The organism is Streptomyces sp. NBC_00104 (assembly GCF_045160825.1).
GTDB lineage: Bacteria > Actinomycetota > Actinomycetes > Streptomycetales > Streptomycetaceae > Streptomyces.
The window spans coordinates 9817484-9833275 of sequence record NZ_CP108215.1; the positions used below are offsets into that span (position 1 = coordinate 9817484).

Consider the following 15792-nt stretch of genomic DNA (forward strand, 5'->3'; position numbering starts at 1 on the left):
ACCGCATCAATCGGCGTACCACTCCGCCATGAACTGGCTCTGGTCCGCGTCGGGGCCGAAGCGGTCAATGGCCTCCATGGTGAACTCCTCGACGAGGTGCCCGATCGGGGTGGCGTGCCCGAGGCTCTCCGCCATCTCGTTGGCCAGGTGGAGGTCCTTGAGCATCAACTGGAGCGTGAAGCCCTGTGCCCTGTAGGAGCCGCCGCTGAGGAGCTGGGGGAACGTGTTCTCCGTTGTGTAGTTCCGGCTGCTCGACTTGTTGATGACCTCGACCACGGTGTCCTGGTCGATTCCGCACGCCTGCCCGAGACGAACGGCCTCGAGCGCGGCGAAACGGTTGCAGCTGTTGAGCAGGTTGTTCACGAGCTTCATCGCGTGTCCCGTGCCCGCGGGACCCACGTGGAAGACATCAGGGGTCACGGCCATCAGCAGGTCCCGGGCCTTGGCGAACGCCTGCTCGGAGCCTCCGACCATCAGGGTGGCCGTGCCGGCCCGGGCCCGTTTGACGCCCCCGGCGATCGGCGCGTCGACGAAGTCGACGCCGAGTTCGGCGAGGGCGGGAACGATCTCCCTGTCCGTCGTAGGTGCCCCGGTGGTCGTGTCGATGACCAGAGTTCCCGGCGCGAAGTGCCGTGCGATTCCCTGGTCGCCCAGGAGGAGTTCGAACACGTTCGCCGGTCCCGGCAGCGAAAGGAAGACGTACAGGCAGCGCTTCGCTGTCTCGTCCGCCGACATGAAAGTGGCGCCCTGGCTCACGAGCTCGTCAGCAGCCTGCCGGTTCAGATCGCTCACGTACAGATCGTGATCCGCCACGAGACGGCTCGCGATGGCCGAACCCATGGCGCCAACGCCGATGAACCCCAGCTTCTCGGACATGCGGGTACCTCACTCACCTCATGGCCGACCGGGAGTCGACCAGCTCATGACTGTCGGTCGTGCTTGCGGGAGGGAGGGGCCGGGTTCCGGGCCGCTTCCGCCTCCCAGGGTCAGGCCCGCGGGTTGAAGGGGTCCTTGATGGTGTTGCCGGTGTCGATCCAGGCGGACTTGACCTCGGTGTACTCGTTCACGGCATGTATGCCGTTCTCCCGGCCGATGCCGCTCTCCTTGAAGCCGCCGAACGGGGCGACGTAGTTGACCTTGCGGTAGTTGTTGATCCACACCGTGCCGGCGCGCAGGCGCTTGATCATCCGGTGCGCCAGCGCGATGTCTCGGGTCCAGACGCCTGCGGCCAGACCGAAACTGGTGTCGTTGGCGATGCGGATGGCGTCGTCCTCGTCACGGAACCGGATCAGTGAGGCCACCGGCCCGAACACTTCCTCCCGGGCGATGCGCATGTCGTTGGTGACCTCGGTGAACACTGTCGGCTCGACGAAGAGCCCCTTCTCCAGGGCGGGGTCGTCCGGGCGCTTGCCTCCGGCGGCGAGCACCGCGCCCTCGGCCTTGGCGATGTCGATGTACCGCAGCACCTTGTCGTACTGTGCTCGGCAGGCGACCGTCCCCATTTCGCTCGCCGGGTCGCTCGGATCGCCCAGCCGGATCTGCGACGCCCGGGTGGCGAGCGCCTTGGCGAAGTCGTCGTAGATGTCGTCGTGGACCAGGACGCGGGACCCCGCCATGCAGGTCTGGCCGGTGGCCGCGAAGATTCCGGCCATCACACCGTTGACGGCGTTGTCCAGATCGGCGTCGGGAAAGACGATGTTCGGTGACTTGCCCCCCAGCTCCAGCGACACACGGGCCAGCCGAGCGGCCGCAGTGGCCGCGATCTGCTTGCCGACCGAGGTCGAACCGGTGAACGAGATCTTGTCCACGCTGGGGTGAGCCACCAGGGCGGCTCCAGTCTCGCCGGCCCCGGTCACCACGTTGACCACACCGTCGGGGAAGCCCGCTTCCTTGATCAGTCGTGCGAACACCAACGTCGAAACCGGTGTCACCTCCGACGGCTTGACCACCACCGTGCATCCGGCGGCCAGCGCAGGCGCGAGCTTGGCCATCAACAGCATCAGCGGGCTGTTCCACGGCGTGATCAGGGCCACCACGCCGATCGGCTCACGCATCGTGAACGCCTGCATGTTCGGCACGCTCGTCGCCAGCGTCTCACCGATCGGGCTCTCGGCCACCCCGGCGAAGAAGTAGCAGTGGTTCGCGAGTGCCTTCGCCTGGTCGGCCACTTCGCGGATCAGCTTGCCGTTCTCGCGTACCTGCACCGTCGCCAGTTCGGCGGCGCTCTGTGTGATCAGGTCGCCCAACCGGCGCAACAGGCCCGCACGCGCCAGGGGAGTCGCGCTCGACCACGGACCCTCCTCGAAGGCCCGTCGTGCTGCGGCCACCGCGGCATCCACGTCATCAGTGGTCGCCGTCGGCACCTCCGCCCAGTCCTCACCGTCGAACGGACTGGTGCACCTGAACGTCGAGCCGTCGGCGCTCGCCCGCCACTGACCGTCGATCAGTATCGAGAAGCTCTCGATCGGCATCTTGGACCTTCCTTTCCTGGGTGTGCGCCATGCGGCGCCGGGGTGGGCAGCGGGAGTGGTCCTGCGCGTCAGGGGCGCGGCGGAGGAAGGAGCGGCCGTGAGACGGCCGGACCGGTACGAGGACGACTCGGCGAATGGCATGCAACTGCTGCCCACCTCGCGAATCTAGCTCTGGGCCTTCAGTCGGTCAACTGTCAGACAAAGGCAAGTGTGCATGCGATCCTGGCCTGCAGCCGTAGTCATTGGGCGGCCCGGGGCTTAAGTCGACCGCCGGAGGTGAGCCCGCGGATTTCGCGGCTGGATCCGGTCGTTGCGGGCGGGAGGATCCGCACAGAACGGCGCGAGCGTACGGGCGTCGCTCTCTCGCCGTGGCCGCCCGCATCCAAAGCCAAGGAGGCATTTCTCCTTCGCTGATGGTTGCCGCGCGGATCCGGGACGGTCTCCGCGAGTACGGCGCCGCTAAGTCATTACCATGAGAGGCAACGGCATGGCCAGAAATGGGCTGATGTGGATGGGTGTACCGACGGCTTACCGGTACCTCGGCGCAGGACCGGGAAATGTGCTGCAGGGGCCTTGTACGGCCACTGCGGTCGTGGATGGCCAGGGCAGCATCTCCCTGTGGAGTCCGGAGGCGGAATCTCTCCTCGGCTATCGGGCGAGAGACATCTATGGCACGCCCGCGGTGGATCTGCTGATCACCCCGGCGGACCGTGAAGCGGCGCTGGCAGCCGGCCGCCGACGGGGTGGAGCCGGGCAGGGCTGGGACGGTGTGCTGGCCATGAGACACCGAGACGGGCATGCGGTCCGGGTCGCGCTGCGCGTGCGTCCCGTGCTTGGTGGTCAGGGGCAGGCCGGCTGGTCGGTCGGCGCCGCCGACGTGCGGCAGGTGGAGCGGTCGGAGTTCGATCAGGCGGTCCTCAAAGCGCTGTTCGAACAGGCCCCGATCTCCATCACCGTTGTGGGCACCGATCTGAAATTCCGCGCGGTCAATGCCGTGGCCATGCGCGATCTGGACCTGCCTGCCGAGCGGATCATCGGGCGCCGCAACCACGAGGTGGCACCGGAGATCGACTTCCAGATAGCCGAGGAGCGCCTGCGCCGGGTGCGGGACACCGGCGAACCGGAGATCGGTTTCCCGGTGCGCGGTCGACTCCCGTCGGACGTGGAGCGCGAGGGTATGTGGTCCTCCTCATCGTTCCGGCTGACGGACTCGGCCGGCCACGTCCTCGGTATGTGCCAGACGTTCGTCGACGTCACCGAAGGTTATCGGGCCCAGCAACGGCTGGAACTGCTGACCGAGGCCGGGGCGCGGATGGGCACCACGCTGGATGTGGAGCGCACCGCGCAGGAACTGGCCGACGTGGCCGTTCCCGGGCTGGCGGACTTCGCCGTCGTCGACCTGCTGGAGGCCACGGTGCGCGGGGAGGAGCCGGCTCCCGTGCCGGTGGCCGCACCGGCGCTGCTTCGCCGGTCGGGAGTCCGATCGGTGCGGCCGGGGAATCCGGAGGCCGCGTATGTCGTGAGCGAGAGGGTGACGTTTTCCCCGGGCACACCACAGGCTCGGTGCCTGGTGGGCGGGCGGCCGGAACTCATGCGGAAGCTGGATGACGGCGAGCAGTCGACCTTCGATCCGCGCATCGTCGAGAAGATACGTGCGTCCGGCACCCGCTCGGCCATGGTCGTGCCGCTGCGGGCACGCGGGATCACGCTTGGTGTGGCTGTCTTCGCTCGCCACCGCGACTCCCCTCAGTACGATGAGGGGACTCTGGCCCTGGCCGAGGACTTCTGTTCGCGTGCCGCGGTGTGTATCGACAACGCCCGCCGCTACACCCGCGAACACACCACCGCTCTCGCTCTGCAGCGCAGCCTGCTGCCGCGCGAACTGCCTGACTCTCCTGCGGTGGATACCGCCTACCGGTACTTGCCCGCCGCCGCCCACGCCAGCGCCGGCGGGGACTGGTTCGATGTTCTGTCCCTGTCCGGTGCCCGGGTCGCCCTGCTGGTCGGCGACGTCACCGGGCACGGCCTGCATGCGGCGGCCATCATGGGGCGACTGCGCACCGCTGTCCACACCCTGGCGGATCTCGACCTCGACCCCGACGAGGTCCTCGCCCACCTCGACGATCTCGTCGTCCGCCTGGCTGAGGAGGATCCCGACTGTCAGGGCGCCAGCTGTCTGTACGCCGTCTATGACCCGGTCTCCCGCCTGTGCACCTTCGCGCGCGCCGGCCACCCCCCACCCGCCCTGGTACGCCCCGACGGAGCTGTGGAGTTCCTCGACGCCGTCCCGCCGGGCCCGCCGCTCGGCCTGGGCAGCCTGCCCTTCGAAACCGCCGAGTACCAACTCCCTGAGGGCAGTCTGCTCGCGCTGTACACGGACGGTCTCATCCAGGACCCGGGGCGCGACGTCGACGCCGCGCTGGATCGGCTGGCCCGCGTGCTGGCCGGTCCTGGCCGACCGCTGGAGCAACTGGGTGACGCGGTGATGTCCGCCCTCGTCGCCGAACGCCGCTCCGACGACGTGGCCCTGCTCCTCGCCCGCACCCGTGTCCTGGCAGCGGACCGGGTCGCCTCCTTTCAGCTGGCGGCCGACCCGGCCCTGGTGGCCCAGGCCCGATCCCTCGCCACCCGCCAGCTCGCCGAATGGGGCCTGGAACAGCTCGCTTTTGCCACCGAACTCATCATCAGCGAGCTGGTCACCAACGCCATCCGGCATGCACGTGGCCCCATCGCGATGCGTCTCATCCACACCCAAACGCTCATCTGCGAAGTCTCCGACAGCAGCCTCAGCGCCCCGCACCTACGCCATGCCCGGACCACCGACGAGGGAGGTCGTGGCCTTTTCCTGGTCGCTCAGCTCGCCTCCCGCTGGGGCACCCGCTACGCCCACGACGGCAAGACCATCTGGGCCGAACAGCCCCTGCCTCCCGCCGAGGTGCCGGGTGTGCGGATGGACGAAGCGGTCGACCTCCGGACGGGCTGATCCGCGGGAACGCAGACTCGTTCAGCAGGTGGCTGGCTTCGTCTTTGGTGTTGCGCACATGCGGTACGCCGGGCCACCGAGGGGGCAGGGCCGGTACGGAACCGAAGGGCCGCCCAGCCTGTGTCCGAAGACGATGACGCCCTTGCCTGCGGACTGTCTGTCGAACTCTGCGTACGCTTCCACGACCTGGTCCCGCCGTCAGAGGGTCAGAATTCAGGCGTCGCCGAGAGACGCCGCTGCGTGCACAGCCAGAAGCGGGCCGACAGCCCGCGTGGCACGCCGCAGGCCAGGAGGTAGTGAGCAGATCCTGGCGACGGCGGGCGTTCTCTTTTTCCGCTCGCGCATGGCTGAGTGAGGGCCACTCGTACGGCGCGCCGTGCACGCCTGGGCCTCGCCTACCCGGCGAGCTGGAACCGTTGGGCACGGTCGGCTGGGGAGGCCTGCCGGGTTCGATGCGCCGCGACCTGCCAAGACGCCGATGCGCTTGACTGTGGAACCACTCGCTTACATCTTGACAGTGAGTTGAATGTCAGACATCTTGTGGGCATGTCCACACAGGTAGCCATCGTCACGGGCGCGGGCCGAGGCCTCGGTCGCGCCGTCGCCCACAGCCTGGCCCGCCGCAAGGTCGCCGTCGTCCTCGCCGGACGTACACCCGAGCATCTGGCGGAAGTCCGGGACGCCGTGCTCGACGAGGGCGGCGCCGCGCTGGCCGTGCCGACCGATGTCTCCGACGCCGCGTCGGTCCAGGCCCTCTTCGACACCTGCCTGGAGGAGTACGGGCGTCTGGACGTCCTCGTCAACAACGCCGGTGTCACCGCGCAGGTGCAACTCGCCGACATGACCGAGGGCGACTGGGACCGTATCTTCGACATCAACGTGCGCGGCATGTTCCTGTGCAGCCGGGCGGCGGCCCGGCACTTCGCGTCGACGGGTTCCGGTCGGGCGATCAACGTCGCCTCGGTGTTCGGGCTGCTCGGTCGGCCCGGGTTCACCGCCTACGGCGCGTCGAAGGGTGCCGTCATCAACTTCACCCGTGCCGCGGCCGCGGAATGGGCGAGGTTCGGAGCGCAGGTGAACGCTGTGGCGCCGGGCTACTTCGCGACGGACATCAACGCCGAACTGCGTGACGACGAGGCCGCGGTGGCCAAGGTGGTGCGGAGGATCCCCGCCCGGCGCATGGGGCGGCCCGAGGAACTCGCCGATCTCGTGACCTACCTGTCCCTCGACGCCCCGGATTTCCTGACGGGGCAGACCATCGCCATCGACGGCGGAGAATCCAGCGTCTGACCACGCCTCAAAGGAGTCGTACTAATGTTCGAGGCCGTCATCTGTGAGCCTGTCCGTACCCCGGTCGGGCGCTATGGGGGCGTGTTCAGGGACGTACCGGTCACCCACCTCGCCGCCACGGTGGTCAAGGGCCTCGTCGACCGCACCGGCGTCACCGCCGACGCCATCGACGACGTGATCTTCGGCCAGGGCTACGCCAACGGGGAGGCAGCGGCCATCGGCCGGATCGCCGCCCTGGACGCGGGCCTGGACATCACCGTTCCTGGCCTGCAGATCGACAGGCGTTGCGGATCGGGGCTGCAGGCCGTGATCTACGCCTGCATGCAGGTGGCCACCGGCGGCTCGCAACTCGTGCTGGCGGGTGGCGCGGAAAGCATGAGCCAGGCCGAGTACTACATCCCCGGTATGCGATGGAACCAGGGGCGTCAGCCCCAGCTGCTCGACCGGCTTGCCCAGCCGCGTGGCAACTCGGGCGGCCGACGCTTCCCCGTGTCCGGCGGGATGATCGAAACCGCTGAGAACCTGCGTGCCGAGTACGGCATCAGCCGCACGGAACAGGACGAGTGGGCGGTCCGCTCGCACGCCCGCGCCGTCAGCGCGATGGAGCGCGGCCTCTTCGCCGACGAGACGATCCCGGTCGTGGTGCCGGCTCGCAAGGGAGACGACCTCACGGTCACCGCCGACGAGCACCCCCGGCCGGGGACCACGGTCGAGTCGCTGGCCCGGCTACGGCCGCTGCTCGAGGGCACCATCGACGGGGCGACCGTGACCGCGGGCAACTCCAGTGGCCAGAACGACGCGGCCGCCGTCGCCATCGTGACGACGCCGCAGCGCGCCGAGCAGCTCGGACTGCGTGCATACGCCCGGCTGGTGAGCTGGTCGCTGGCCGGGGTGGAGCCGCACCGTATGGGTATAGGGCCCGTACCCGCGGCGCAGCGAGCGCTCGAACGAGCCGGGCTCCAGTGGTCCGATCTCGACCTGGTCGAGCTCAACGAGGCCTTCGCCGCCCAGGTGCTCGCCTGTCTGCGCGAGTGGAAACTCGGCAGTGGTGACCTGGAGCGGGTCAACGTCAACGGTTCGGGTATCTCCCTCGGCCATCCCATCGGCGCCACCGGCGGCCGGATCCTCGCGAACCTGCTGCGGGAACTCGACCGGCGCGACGCGCGCTACGGAATGGAGACCATGTGCATCGGCGGCGGCCAGGGGATCGCGGCGATCTTCGAGCGGGTCGCGCGATGAGCCGGCGACGTGTCCTGGTGACCGGGGCCGCCGGATTCCTCGGCTCGCACGTGGTCGAGCAACTCAGTGCGGCCGGCCACTACGACGTGGTGGCCACGGATGTAGTGCGCTCCGAGCGCGCTGAAGCACTGGCCGCCCTGAAGCATGTCGAGTTCCTGCCCATGGACCTGCGCGACACCGACGCGCTTGACAAGGCCGTCAGTACCAGCGACACGGTGATCCACCTGGCTGCGGTCCGTTCCCACGCCGCCTCGGCGTCGCCGCGCGCCGCACACGACGTGAACGTGGGCGCGGCGTACGACCTGATCAGCCTGTCGGCCCGGCACGGTGTCGAGCGCCTGGTGCTCGGGTCGACCCACCTGGTCTACGGTCCCTTCGACGACCCGGCCGCGCCCCCCTTCACCGAGGACCAGGCGTCGATCCGTCGCGGCCTGAACATGTACGCGGCGGGCAAACTGGCCGCCGAGGCCTTCGCCGAGGCCTTCGCCCAGGCCGGCGGTGCTCCGTACGTGATCCTCCGCTACGGCACGATCTACGGACCGCGGGCCAACCGTGACGGCAACGCCGGCATCCTGATCGGCATCCTCGACGCGCTCGACCGCGGCGAACGCCCGTCGGTGCCCTGGCAGAAGGACTCCGTGCATGCCCTCATCCACGTCCACGACGCGGCACGGGCCACGGTCCGCGCGGTCGAGACGGCCGGCGTCGAGCGTACGGCGGTCAACGTCGTCGGCACGCCGGTCACGGCGGAGGAGCTCTACACCGCGCTGGTACGCGTCGAGGGCTCCGATCCGGACGTCATCGACTGGCGTGCCGAGCGCACCAGGTACCAGCACGTCAGCGCCGGGAGGCTGGCCTCGGTGCTGGGCCTCACCGCGACGACCGACCTGCTCAGCGGCCTGCGGGAGTTCGTCGACTGGTACCGCGAAGACGTCAAGGGCGTCGACCGAGCCCAGTGACCGGAACCCAGAGATCGGAAGACGAACCCTGTGACCCGCATCCTGTATCTGAGTCTGTCCAACGCCGCGTACTCCTCGAACTACTTCCCGTTCCTGCGCCGGTACATCGATGACTTCGTCTCCGAAGGCACCGAGGTCGAACTGAGGGGGGCCCGGGTCGGACGCATCGACAGCTTCCGGTTCTGGGAGGCCCTCGACTCCGTGTCGATCCTGGATTCCGTGCTGGACGCGGAGCAGTCCGGCTTCGACGCGGTCGCGATCGGGAACATCCTGGACCCCGCGCTGCGCGAGGCCCGCTCCATGGTCGACATCCCCGTGCTCGGCTACGGGGAGACCTCGATGCTGACCGCGTGCCTCATGGGCAGCAAGTTCGCCCTGGTGGGCGTCAACCCCTACTTCGGGGGACGCTTCGAGGAGAACGTCGCCAAGTACGGGCTGCGCGAACGACTGGCCGGCATCGAGTGCATGGACCTCACCCCGCACGAGCTGGACGCCTGCTTCTCCGACGACGAGGGCCGCAAGCGTGCCACCGACTCGTTCCTGGCGGCGGCCCGGGCGACCATGGCCCGCGGGGCCGAGGTCATCATCCCGGCGGGCGGCCGTATCACGGCGTTCCTCAACTCCGTCGGTCTGCGCGAGGTGGACGGCGCGCCCGTTCTCGACGGCACGGCGACCCTGCTGGCCATGACCGAGTCGGCGGTACGGATCCGTGCCGCGGCGGGTTCCTTCGTCAGCCGGCGACGCCTGTACGCCAAGGCCCCCACCGACGTGATCGGGGCAGCGGCGGCCGAATACGCCGAGAGCTACGGGCTGCCCGCACTGGCCCGGCTCGCAGACCCCGCCACCGAGGCCCCTGAGGAGAAGAAGTGAGCGCGCCCCAGCCCATCGGACCGCCGGTCTACCCCCTGAGCAAGCAGGACACCTTCGTGTCCAACCTCGACCGGCTGAGGGAGACCTCGGACGCCGTGGCGGACGCGTTCCGCGGACTGCGTCACGCGGCCGACGCGCACGGCACCTTGGACGCGAAGCAGCGCGAACTCTGTCTGCTGACAGGCTTCGCCGTCACCCGCAACGAGGGCGGGTTCCGCGTCCACTGCACCCGCGCCAAGGACGCGGGCGCGACGATGGAGGAGATCGAGCAGGTCGTCATCCTCATGCTCGGCACTTCCATGGGCCTGGTCCCGGTCGTCGAAGCGCTCAGCTGGGCGCACGACGAGCTGAAGTGACCAGAAACGTTGTCCCACTACCCGCAACGCCCCCTTCGGAAGGCCGAAGGCATCGACAGGAGGACATATGGCCGACGTCAATCAGCCGAAGAAGGCTCTCGTGGTGGGCGCCGGCTCCGGCATCGGACGCGCCACGGCCCTGCGCCTGGCGGACACGGGCATCACCACCGCCGCGGCCGATCTGAATGCCGAGGCCGTCCAGACGCTGGCGAAGGAGCACCCGAACATCGTCGCCCTGGGTGACAAGCCGTGGGACGCGACCGACCCGGAAGCCTGTGACCGCATGCTCGAGGAAGCCGTCGATGCACTGGGACACGTCGACCACGTGATTTCCACTGTGGGCTGGACGGCCATCACACCGTTCCTCGACGAGTCGCCCGAGTACTGGCGACGGATCATCGACGTGAACCTGATGTCGAGCATCTACCTCTCGGCGGCGGCGGGAAGGGTGCTGCGCGAGAACGGCGGCAGCATCGTCCTCACCTCGTCCGAGGCGGGCACGGTGGGAACCTCGGGCGAAACCGTCTACTCCGCGGCCAAGGCGGGCGTCATCGCACTGGTCAAGTCACTCGCCCGCGAATGGGCCCGCCACGGCATCAGGGTCAACGCGGTGGCCCCCGGGATCACGGCCACGCCACTGCTGGAGAGCCAGGGCGGGGACTCACTGCTGTCGAAGATCGTGCGGGGGGTCCCGCTGCGCAGGGCGGGCGAGCCGGAGGAGATCGCCGCCGCCCTCACGTTCCTCGCGCTCGACGACGCGAGCTACATCACCGGCCAGACCCTGTGCGTGGGCGGCGGTCTGACCATGGGGTCGTAGACCCGGACACACATGACGAGTGCGGTGCGGCCGGCGGCGGCACGCACGGACAACTCCCGTTGGTGAGGACAACATGGAACTCGACAGCAAGACGATCATCATCACGGGTGGTTCTCGTGGCATGGGACGGTGCCTCGCGCTCCGGCTCGCAGGCGAAGGCGCCAACGTCGTCGTCAACTACCGGCGCGACGCCGAGGCGGCGGAGCAGACCGTCGCCCGTATCGAGGAAGCCGGCGGCAGTGCCCTGGCCGTGCAGGCCGACATCTCGGACACCGAAGCCGTCGAGGCGCTCGTGGAGACCGCGGCCGACCGATTCGGCAAGATCGACGTCATCGTCGCCAATGCGGCAGCCAGCGCGTTCAAGCCGCTGACACAGATCCACTCCCATCACATAGCCAAGACGATGGGCATCACGGTCCAGGGCTTCCTCGATCTGGCGCGCGCCGGCGCCCAGCACATGCCGCCCGGCGGGAGGATCGTCGCCGTCTCGGGATGGGACAGCTTCCGCGTCCTCCCGGGACATGGACTCCTCGGCGCCGCGAAGGCCGCCATGGAGACGATCGTGAAGTACTTCGCGATCGAACTGGGCAGCCGCGGCATCACCGCCGTCGGGGTCTGCCCGGGGCCCATCGACACCGATTCCTTCCGGTACTACGCCGGCGAGGCCTGGGAGGACTACGAACGCCACTGGCTGGCCCAGACACCCTCCGGCGCCTACCCCACGCCGGAAGAAGTCGCCGAGGTCATGGCGTTTCTCTGTTCCCCTCGCAGTGCGGCCATCAACGGCCAGACGATCGTCGTCGACGGCGGGCTGTCGCTCGCCACGATGCCGATGTCCTTTGGGCAGGGGCTCAAGCCATGACTACCGCAACCAACGACGCGGCGCAGACGGTCGTCCAGCTCATGAGCCAGATCGAGCGCCGGCCCCGCCACTCCGTCGCGGTCGAGGGACCCGACGGCCGGCACCGGCTCACCGTCGCCGACCTGACCGAGGCGTCGAACCGGCTGGCCAACGCCTTCATCGGCCTCGGACTGGCCCCGGGCGACCGGGTGGCCTACGTCGCGCAGAACCACGTCGAGTACGTCGTGCTCGAGTTCGCGCTGCTGAAGGCGGGACTGGTCAAGGTCCCGCTCAACCACCGGTTCACGCCGCACGAGCTCCGCCGGTGCATGGAACTCGCCGACGTCCGCCTCGTGGTCGCGGACGGTCCGGCTGCCGCCGCTGTCGACGAGGTCGTCGACGGCGACGAACTCCTGAAGGTCGTCCTCGGCGAACGGCCGGGCTGGCGTTCGTTCGACGCATTGGCCGCCGCGGGTTCGCCACTGCGGCCACGGGTCCACGTGGGGCCCGACGACCTTTACCACATCAGGTTCAGCTCCGGTTCGACGGGACGGCCCAAGGGCATCGCCATCTCGCACCGTGGGGCACGCGCGGCGATCCTCGGCAACACCTGGGTGATGAGCACGAGCGGACCGACTCTCGCTCCCCGAACCCTTCAGGTGGCGCCCCTGGTGTACGCGGGCGGCTGGAGTGTTCTGCCCACGCTGCTGTGCGGGGGCACGAACGTGGTCCTGCCACGGTTCGACGCGGACGAGACACTCCGGGTGATCAAGGACGAGCGGATCGACTGGATGTTCGCCGTTCCCACCATGCTGCGCCGGATCAGCGCTTCCGACGAACTCCCGCTGCTGCGTGACGCACAGCTCTCCTGCCTGATGCTGGCCGGTGAACCCGCCGCCCTTCCGGCGCTCGAGACCGTCAGCGAGCATACGGACGCACTGCTCCAGTGCTGGGGACAGACCGAGGCACCCGCGTCCACCACACTGCTCAGCCGGCAGGAGATGAGGACACCCGCGTTGTGGCCCTCCATCGGCCGGCCCGTTCCCGGCGTGGAGTTCTCCCTCCTCGTGGGCGGTGAGGTGCTCGAGGAGGTGGCGCCCGGCACCCAGGGAGAACTGGTGATCCGCACCCCGAGCATCACCACTGCTCTCCTCGGCGCGGAGGCCGAGCACGCCGAACGCCTTCTTGCCGACGGCTGGTGGCGCACATCGGACCTGGGCCACTTCGACGAGGAGGGCCGGGTCTTCATCGTCGGCCGCGCCAGCGAGACGATCATCACCGGCGGCACCAACATCCAGCCTGTCGAGATCGAACGCGCTTTTGAAGAGCATCCCGGAGTGCGTGAGGCCGTCGTGGTGGGCGTTCCCGACGAGCAGTGGGGCGAGACCCCGGCGGCGCTGGTCCACGCACCCGACCTCGACGCCCTCAAGCCGGAGGAGCTCACCGACTGGGTGCGCGGCAAACTGGCCGGATTCAAGAATCCCCGCCACGTCTACCTCTCGAGCGACCCGATTCCTCGGGCCTCCGGCGAGTCCAAGATCGCTCGCGGCGACATCAAGCGGATGCTCCGCGCGTGGGTGGCGGATCCCGCCCACGTCCCTGCCAACGTGACAAAGGTGGTGACCCCTCGTGGATGAGGTCGTGGTCGACGGTACGGACGTGATCGGTTCGGTGCGGCTGAACCGTCCGGAACGTGGCAACTCGGTGACGCCGGTCGTCGCTACGGAACTCGGTGACGCTGTCCAGAGGCTGTGCGACACGGACGGGGTCAAAGCGGTCGTGCTGACCGGGACGGGTTCGGTGTTCTGCGCCGGGGCCGACGTCCGGGAGATGTTCGACGTGTACCAGGGCGACGGCGCCGACGGCCTGATGGACTACCTCGCCGACGTGTGGATGCCCGCCGTACAACGCACCATCCGCCTCATCTGGGGCGCCTCGAAGCCGATCGTCGCCGCGTTCAACGGCGCGGCCACGGCCGGTGGACTCGATTTCGGCCTCGCCTGTGACGTGCGTGTGGCCGCTTCCACCGCGCGTTTCGCCGAGAGCTACGTCAACCTTGGGATGGTCCCCGTGGCCGGCGGCGCCTACCTGCTTCCCGCGGTGGCGGGCCTGCCCGCCGCCACCGCTCTGCTGGCATCGGGCGCCTTCGTCAACGCCGACCGGGCTCTCGGCCTCGGCATCGTGAACGAGGTGTGCGAGCCCGACGAACTGGATGCCTGCGCATTGCGGTGGGCGACGGAGATGGCTCACGGGCCCGTCGAGACCTTCGCGCGGGTCAAAGGCATCGCCCGCGGTGCGTCGACACCGGCCTTCGAGACAGCCCTGCGCGACAGCCTCGCCGCGAACATCGAACTGATCGCGCGCCCCGAGGTCCGAGAACGCATCGTCGCCGTCATGGAAAGGTTCAGTCTCGCGACGGCACAGCGCGGCTGACTGCTTCAGGTCGTCAGGCAGGCCGTCGCCTGCGGGCCGTGGAGGACGGCGCGCCAGTCAGGGGCCGTGCACGCGGGAGGCGGCCTGAGCGCGTAGGTGAGCTGCGGTCGGTGATCGGCCGGCTTCGTGCACTCGGGGGTGAACAGCCGCAGCTCGGCGTTACGGGACTTTCGCATGTGCCTTCCGACACTCCTCTCGCGCTTCGCGCGATCCCCGCCGTCGCACCGTTCGGCGGTGAGCAGCGGCCTGCCGTGACCTGCGGATCGGGGAGCACACTGCTCAGGGCGCAACGGTGCAATCGGGGTATACACACCGTCTTCGACGGCCGTAACGGGCCTTGGGCGGGTAAACCACGAGCTGCCGGTGAGCAGCTGCCGTTGTTGAAGCGTCACGGCCCTTGGCGGTGCGGTCCACGATGCTGATCAGCCCCCGATTGCCGACATGGGCCTGTCGGGCTGGACGAAGGACGGGTCGTCCAGGCCCGCTCCCGCCTTCTTGCCCCACATCGCCAGGCGCCAGATGCGGGCGATCTCCTCGTCGGGGGCGCCGGAGCGCAGGGCGGCGCGCAGGTCGGTCTCCTCGCGGGCGAAGAGGCAGGTGCGGACCTGGCCGTCGGCGGTGAGGCGGGTGCGGTCGCAGGCCGAGCAGAAGGGGCGGGTGACGGAGGCGATGACGCCGACGCGGTGCGGGCCGCCGTCCACCAGCCAGCGTTCCGCCGGGGCCGAGCCGCGCTCGTCCTGGCCCTCGGGGGTCAGGTCGAAACGGGTGCGCAGTGACGTCAGGATGTCGCCCGCCGTGACCATGCCGTCGCGCTTCCAGCCGTGCTGGGCGTCCAGGGGCATCTGCTCGATGAAGCGCAGTTCGTAGTCGTGCTCCACGGCCCAGGCGAGGATGTCGGGGGCCTCGTTCTCGTTCAGGCCCGGCATCAGGACCGAGTTGACCTTGACGGGGGTCAGGCCGGCGTCGCGGGCGGCGGCCAGGCCTTCGAGGACGTCCTTGTGCCGGTCCCGGCGGGTGAGGGTCTTGAAGACGTCCGGGCGGATGGTGTCCAGGGACACGTTCACCCGGTCCAGGCCCGCCGCCTTCAGGGCCGTCGCCGTGCGCTTGAGGCCGATGCCGTTGGTGGTCAGGGACATCTGGGGGCGGGGGGCGAGAGCCGCCACGCGCTCCACTATGCCGACCAGGCCGGGGCGCAGCAGCGGCTCACCGCCGGTGAAGCGGACCTCCGTGACGCCCAGGACGCGGACGGCGATGTCGATGAGACGGACGATCTCGTCGTCGTCGAGCAGGTCGGGCTTGGCCAGCCACTGCAGGCCCTCCTCGGGCATGCAGTACGTACAGCGCAGATTGCACCGGTCGGTCAGCGAGACCCTCAGGTCGGTGGCCACTCGGCCGTAGGTGTCGATGAGCACGTGGGCCCCCTCCCTCGTCGGACCGAACACAAGGCCCTGGAAGACGTGTCCGGTCGAACCGCATGTCGGCAGACATTTTTGGTCCGAATGAATGATCAAGAATCCAGTGGTGACTACACAC

Annotated in this window: 14 protein-coding genes; 10 read left to right on the plus strand and 4 right to left on the minus strand. The window is 69.1% G+C overall.

What is annotated here, in order from left to right; all coding sequences use genetic code 11:
• Window positions 1-6: 6 nt before the first annotated feature.
• Window positions 7-876 carry an NAD(P)-dependent oxidoreductase gene (locus OG272_RS42950; RefSeq protein ID WP_327726628.1) on the minus strand — a complete coding sequence of 290 codons (870 nt, stop codon included), beginning with the start codon at window positions 874-876 and terminating at the stop codon, window positions 7-9.
• A gap of 110 nt (window positions 877-986) precedes the next feature.
• Window positions 987-2471: an aldehyde dehydrogenase gene (locus OG272_RS42955; protein WP_326574334.1), complete on the minus strand. Its 1485-nt coding sequence runs from the start codon at window positions 2469-2471 to the stop codon at window positions 987-989.
• 592 nt (window positions 2472-3063) lie between these two features.
• On the opposite strand from OG272_RS42955, the gene OG272_RS42960 reads away from it, so the two are divergent.
• The 10 genes from OG272_RS42960 (at window position 3064) to OG272_RS43005 (ending at window position 14259) form a co-directional block, all read left to right on the plus strand.
• On the plus strand, window positions 3064-5454 hold the full coding sequence (locus tag OG272_RS42960; protein ID WP_327726627.1) for a SpoIIE family protein phosphatase: 2391 nt from the start codon (window positions 3064-3066) through the stop codon (window positions 5452-5454).
• A 546-nt stretch (window positions 5455-6000) separates the two neighbouring features.
• Entirely contained in the window at window positions 6001-6744 is a 744-nt protein-coding gene (locus tag OG272_RS42965; protein ID WP_326574332.1) for a 3-oxoacyl-ACP reductase family protein, read from the plus strand.
• Between the two features lie 24 nt (window positions 6745-6768).
• On the plus strand, window positions 6769-7983 hold the full coding sequence (locus OG272_RS42970) for an acetyl-CoA C-acetyltransferase (protein ID WP_257562030.1): 1215 nt from the start codon (window positions 6769-6771) through the stop codon (window positions 7981-7983).
• Window positions 7980-8942 carry an NAD-dependent epimerase/dehydratase family protein gene (locus OG272_RS42975; RefSeq protein ID WP_405895815.1) on the plus strand — a complete coding sequence of 321 codons (963 nt, stop codon included), beginning with the start codon at window positions 7980-7982 and terminating at the stop codon, window positions 8940-8942. Before OG272_RS42970 ends, OG272_RS42975 begins: the two co-directional genes overlap by 4 nt.
• 30 nt (window positions 8943-8972) lie before the next feature.
• Window positions 8973-9812 carry an aspartate/glutamate racemase family protein gene (locus OG272_RS42980; protein WP_328224499.1) on the plus strand — a complete coding sequence of 280 codons (840 nt, stop codon included), beginning with the start codon at window positions 8973-8975 and terminating at the stop codon, window positions 9810-9812.
• A complete protein-coding gene (locus tag OG272_RS42985; protein WP_327726624.1) occupies window positions 9809-10168 on the plus strand; it encodes a carboxymuconolactone decarboxylase family protein in 360 nt (119 codons plus the stop codon). Before OG272_RS42980 ends, OG272_RS42985 begins: the two co-directional genes overlap by 4 nt.
• Before the next feature lie 67 nt (window positions 10169-10235).
• On the plus strand, window positions 10236-10985 hold the full coding sequence (locus OG272_RS42990) for an SDR family oxidoreductase (protein WP_326574328.1): 750 nt from the start codon (window positions 10236-10238) through the stop codon (window positions 10983-10985).
• A gap of 73 nt (window positions 10986-11058) precedes the next feature.
• Window positions 11059-11847 carry an SDR family oxidoreductase gene (locus OG272_RS42995; RefSeq protein ID WP_405895816.1) on the plus strand — a complete coding sequence of 263 codons (789 nt, stop codon included), beginning with the start codon at window positions 11059-11061 and terminating at the stop codon, window positions 11845-11847.
• Window positions 11844-13463, plus strand: coding sequence for a class I adenylate-forming enzyme family protein (locus OG272_RS43000; protein ID WP_405895817.1), 1620 nt, complete (start codon window positions 11844-11846; stop codon window positions 13461-13463). The genes OG272_RS42995 and OG272_RS43000 overlap by 4 nt, the downstream gene beginning before the upstream one ends.
• Window positions 13456-14259: an enoyl-CoA hydratase/isomerase family protein gene (locus tag OG272_RS43005; RefSeq protein ID WP_328505483.1), complete on the plus strand. Its 804-nt coding sequence runs from the start codon at window positions 13456-13458 to the stop codon at window positions 14257-14259. The genes OG272_RS43000 and OG272_RS43005 overlap by 8 nt, the downstream gene beginning before the upstream one ends.
• Window positions 14260-14264: 5 nt before the next feature.
• Here OG272_RS43005 and OG272_RS43010 read toward each other — a convergent pair whose 3' ends face one another.
• Together OG272_RS43010 and moaA are read right to left on the minus strand one after the other, a co-directional pair.
• Window positions 14265-14435: a hypothetical protein gene (locus tag OG272_RS43010; protein WP_327726621.1), complete on the minus strand. Its 171-nt coding sequence runs from the start codon at window positions 14433-14435 to the stop codon at window positions 14265-14267.
• A 246-nt stretch (window positions 14436-14681) separates the two neighbouring features.
• Window positions 14682-15671 carry a GTP 3',8-cyclase MoaA gene (gene moaA / locus OG272_RS43015; RefSeq protein ID WP_405895818.1) on the minus strand — a complete coding sequence of 330 codons (990 nt, stop codon included), beginning with the start codon at window positions 15669-15671 and terminating at the stop codon, window positions 14682-14684.
• Window positions 15672-15792: the final 121 nt, after the last annotated feature.

Bases quoted from the DNA above. Each gene is read 5' to 3' on its own strand.
- OG272_RS42970 (WP_257562030.1), top strand. From the start codon at position 6,769: ATGTTCGAGGCCGTCATCTGTGAGCCTGTCCGTACCCCGGTCGGGCGC.
- OG272_RS42975 (WP_405895815.1), top strand. From the start codon at position 7,980: ATGAGCCGGCGACGTGTCCTGGTGACCGGGGCCGCCGGATTCCTCGGC.
- OG272_RS43000 (WP_405895817.1), top strand. From the start codon at position 11,844: ATGACTACCGCAACCAACGACGCGGCGCAGACGGTCGTCCAGCTCATG.
- OG272_RS42995 (WP_405895816.1), top strand. From the start codon at position 11,059: ATGGAACTCGACAGCAAGACGATCATCATCACGGGTGGTTCTCGTGGC.
- OG272_RS42990 (WP_326574328.1), top strand. From the start codon at position 10,236: ATGGCCGACGTCAATCAGCCGAAGAAGGCTCTCGTGGTGGGCGCCGGC.
- OG272_RS42955 (WP_326574334.1), bottom strand. From the start codon at position 2,471: ATGCCGATCGAGAGCTTCTCGATACTGATCGACGGTCAGTGGCGGGCG.
- OG272_RS42950 (WP_327726628.1), bottom strand. From the start codon at position 876: ATGTCCGAGAAGCTGGGGTTCATCGGCGTTGGCGCCATGGGTTCGGCC.
- OG272_RS42965 (WP_326574332.1), top strand. From the start codon at position 6,001: ATGTCCACACAGGTAGCCATCGTCACGGGCGCGGGCCGAGGCCTCGGT.
- OG272_RS43010 (WP_327726621.1), bottom strand. From the start codon at position 14,435: ATGCGAAAGTCCCGTAACGCCGAGCTGCGGCTGTTCACCCCCGAGTGC.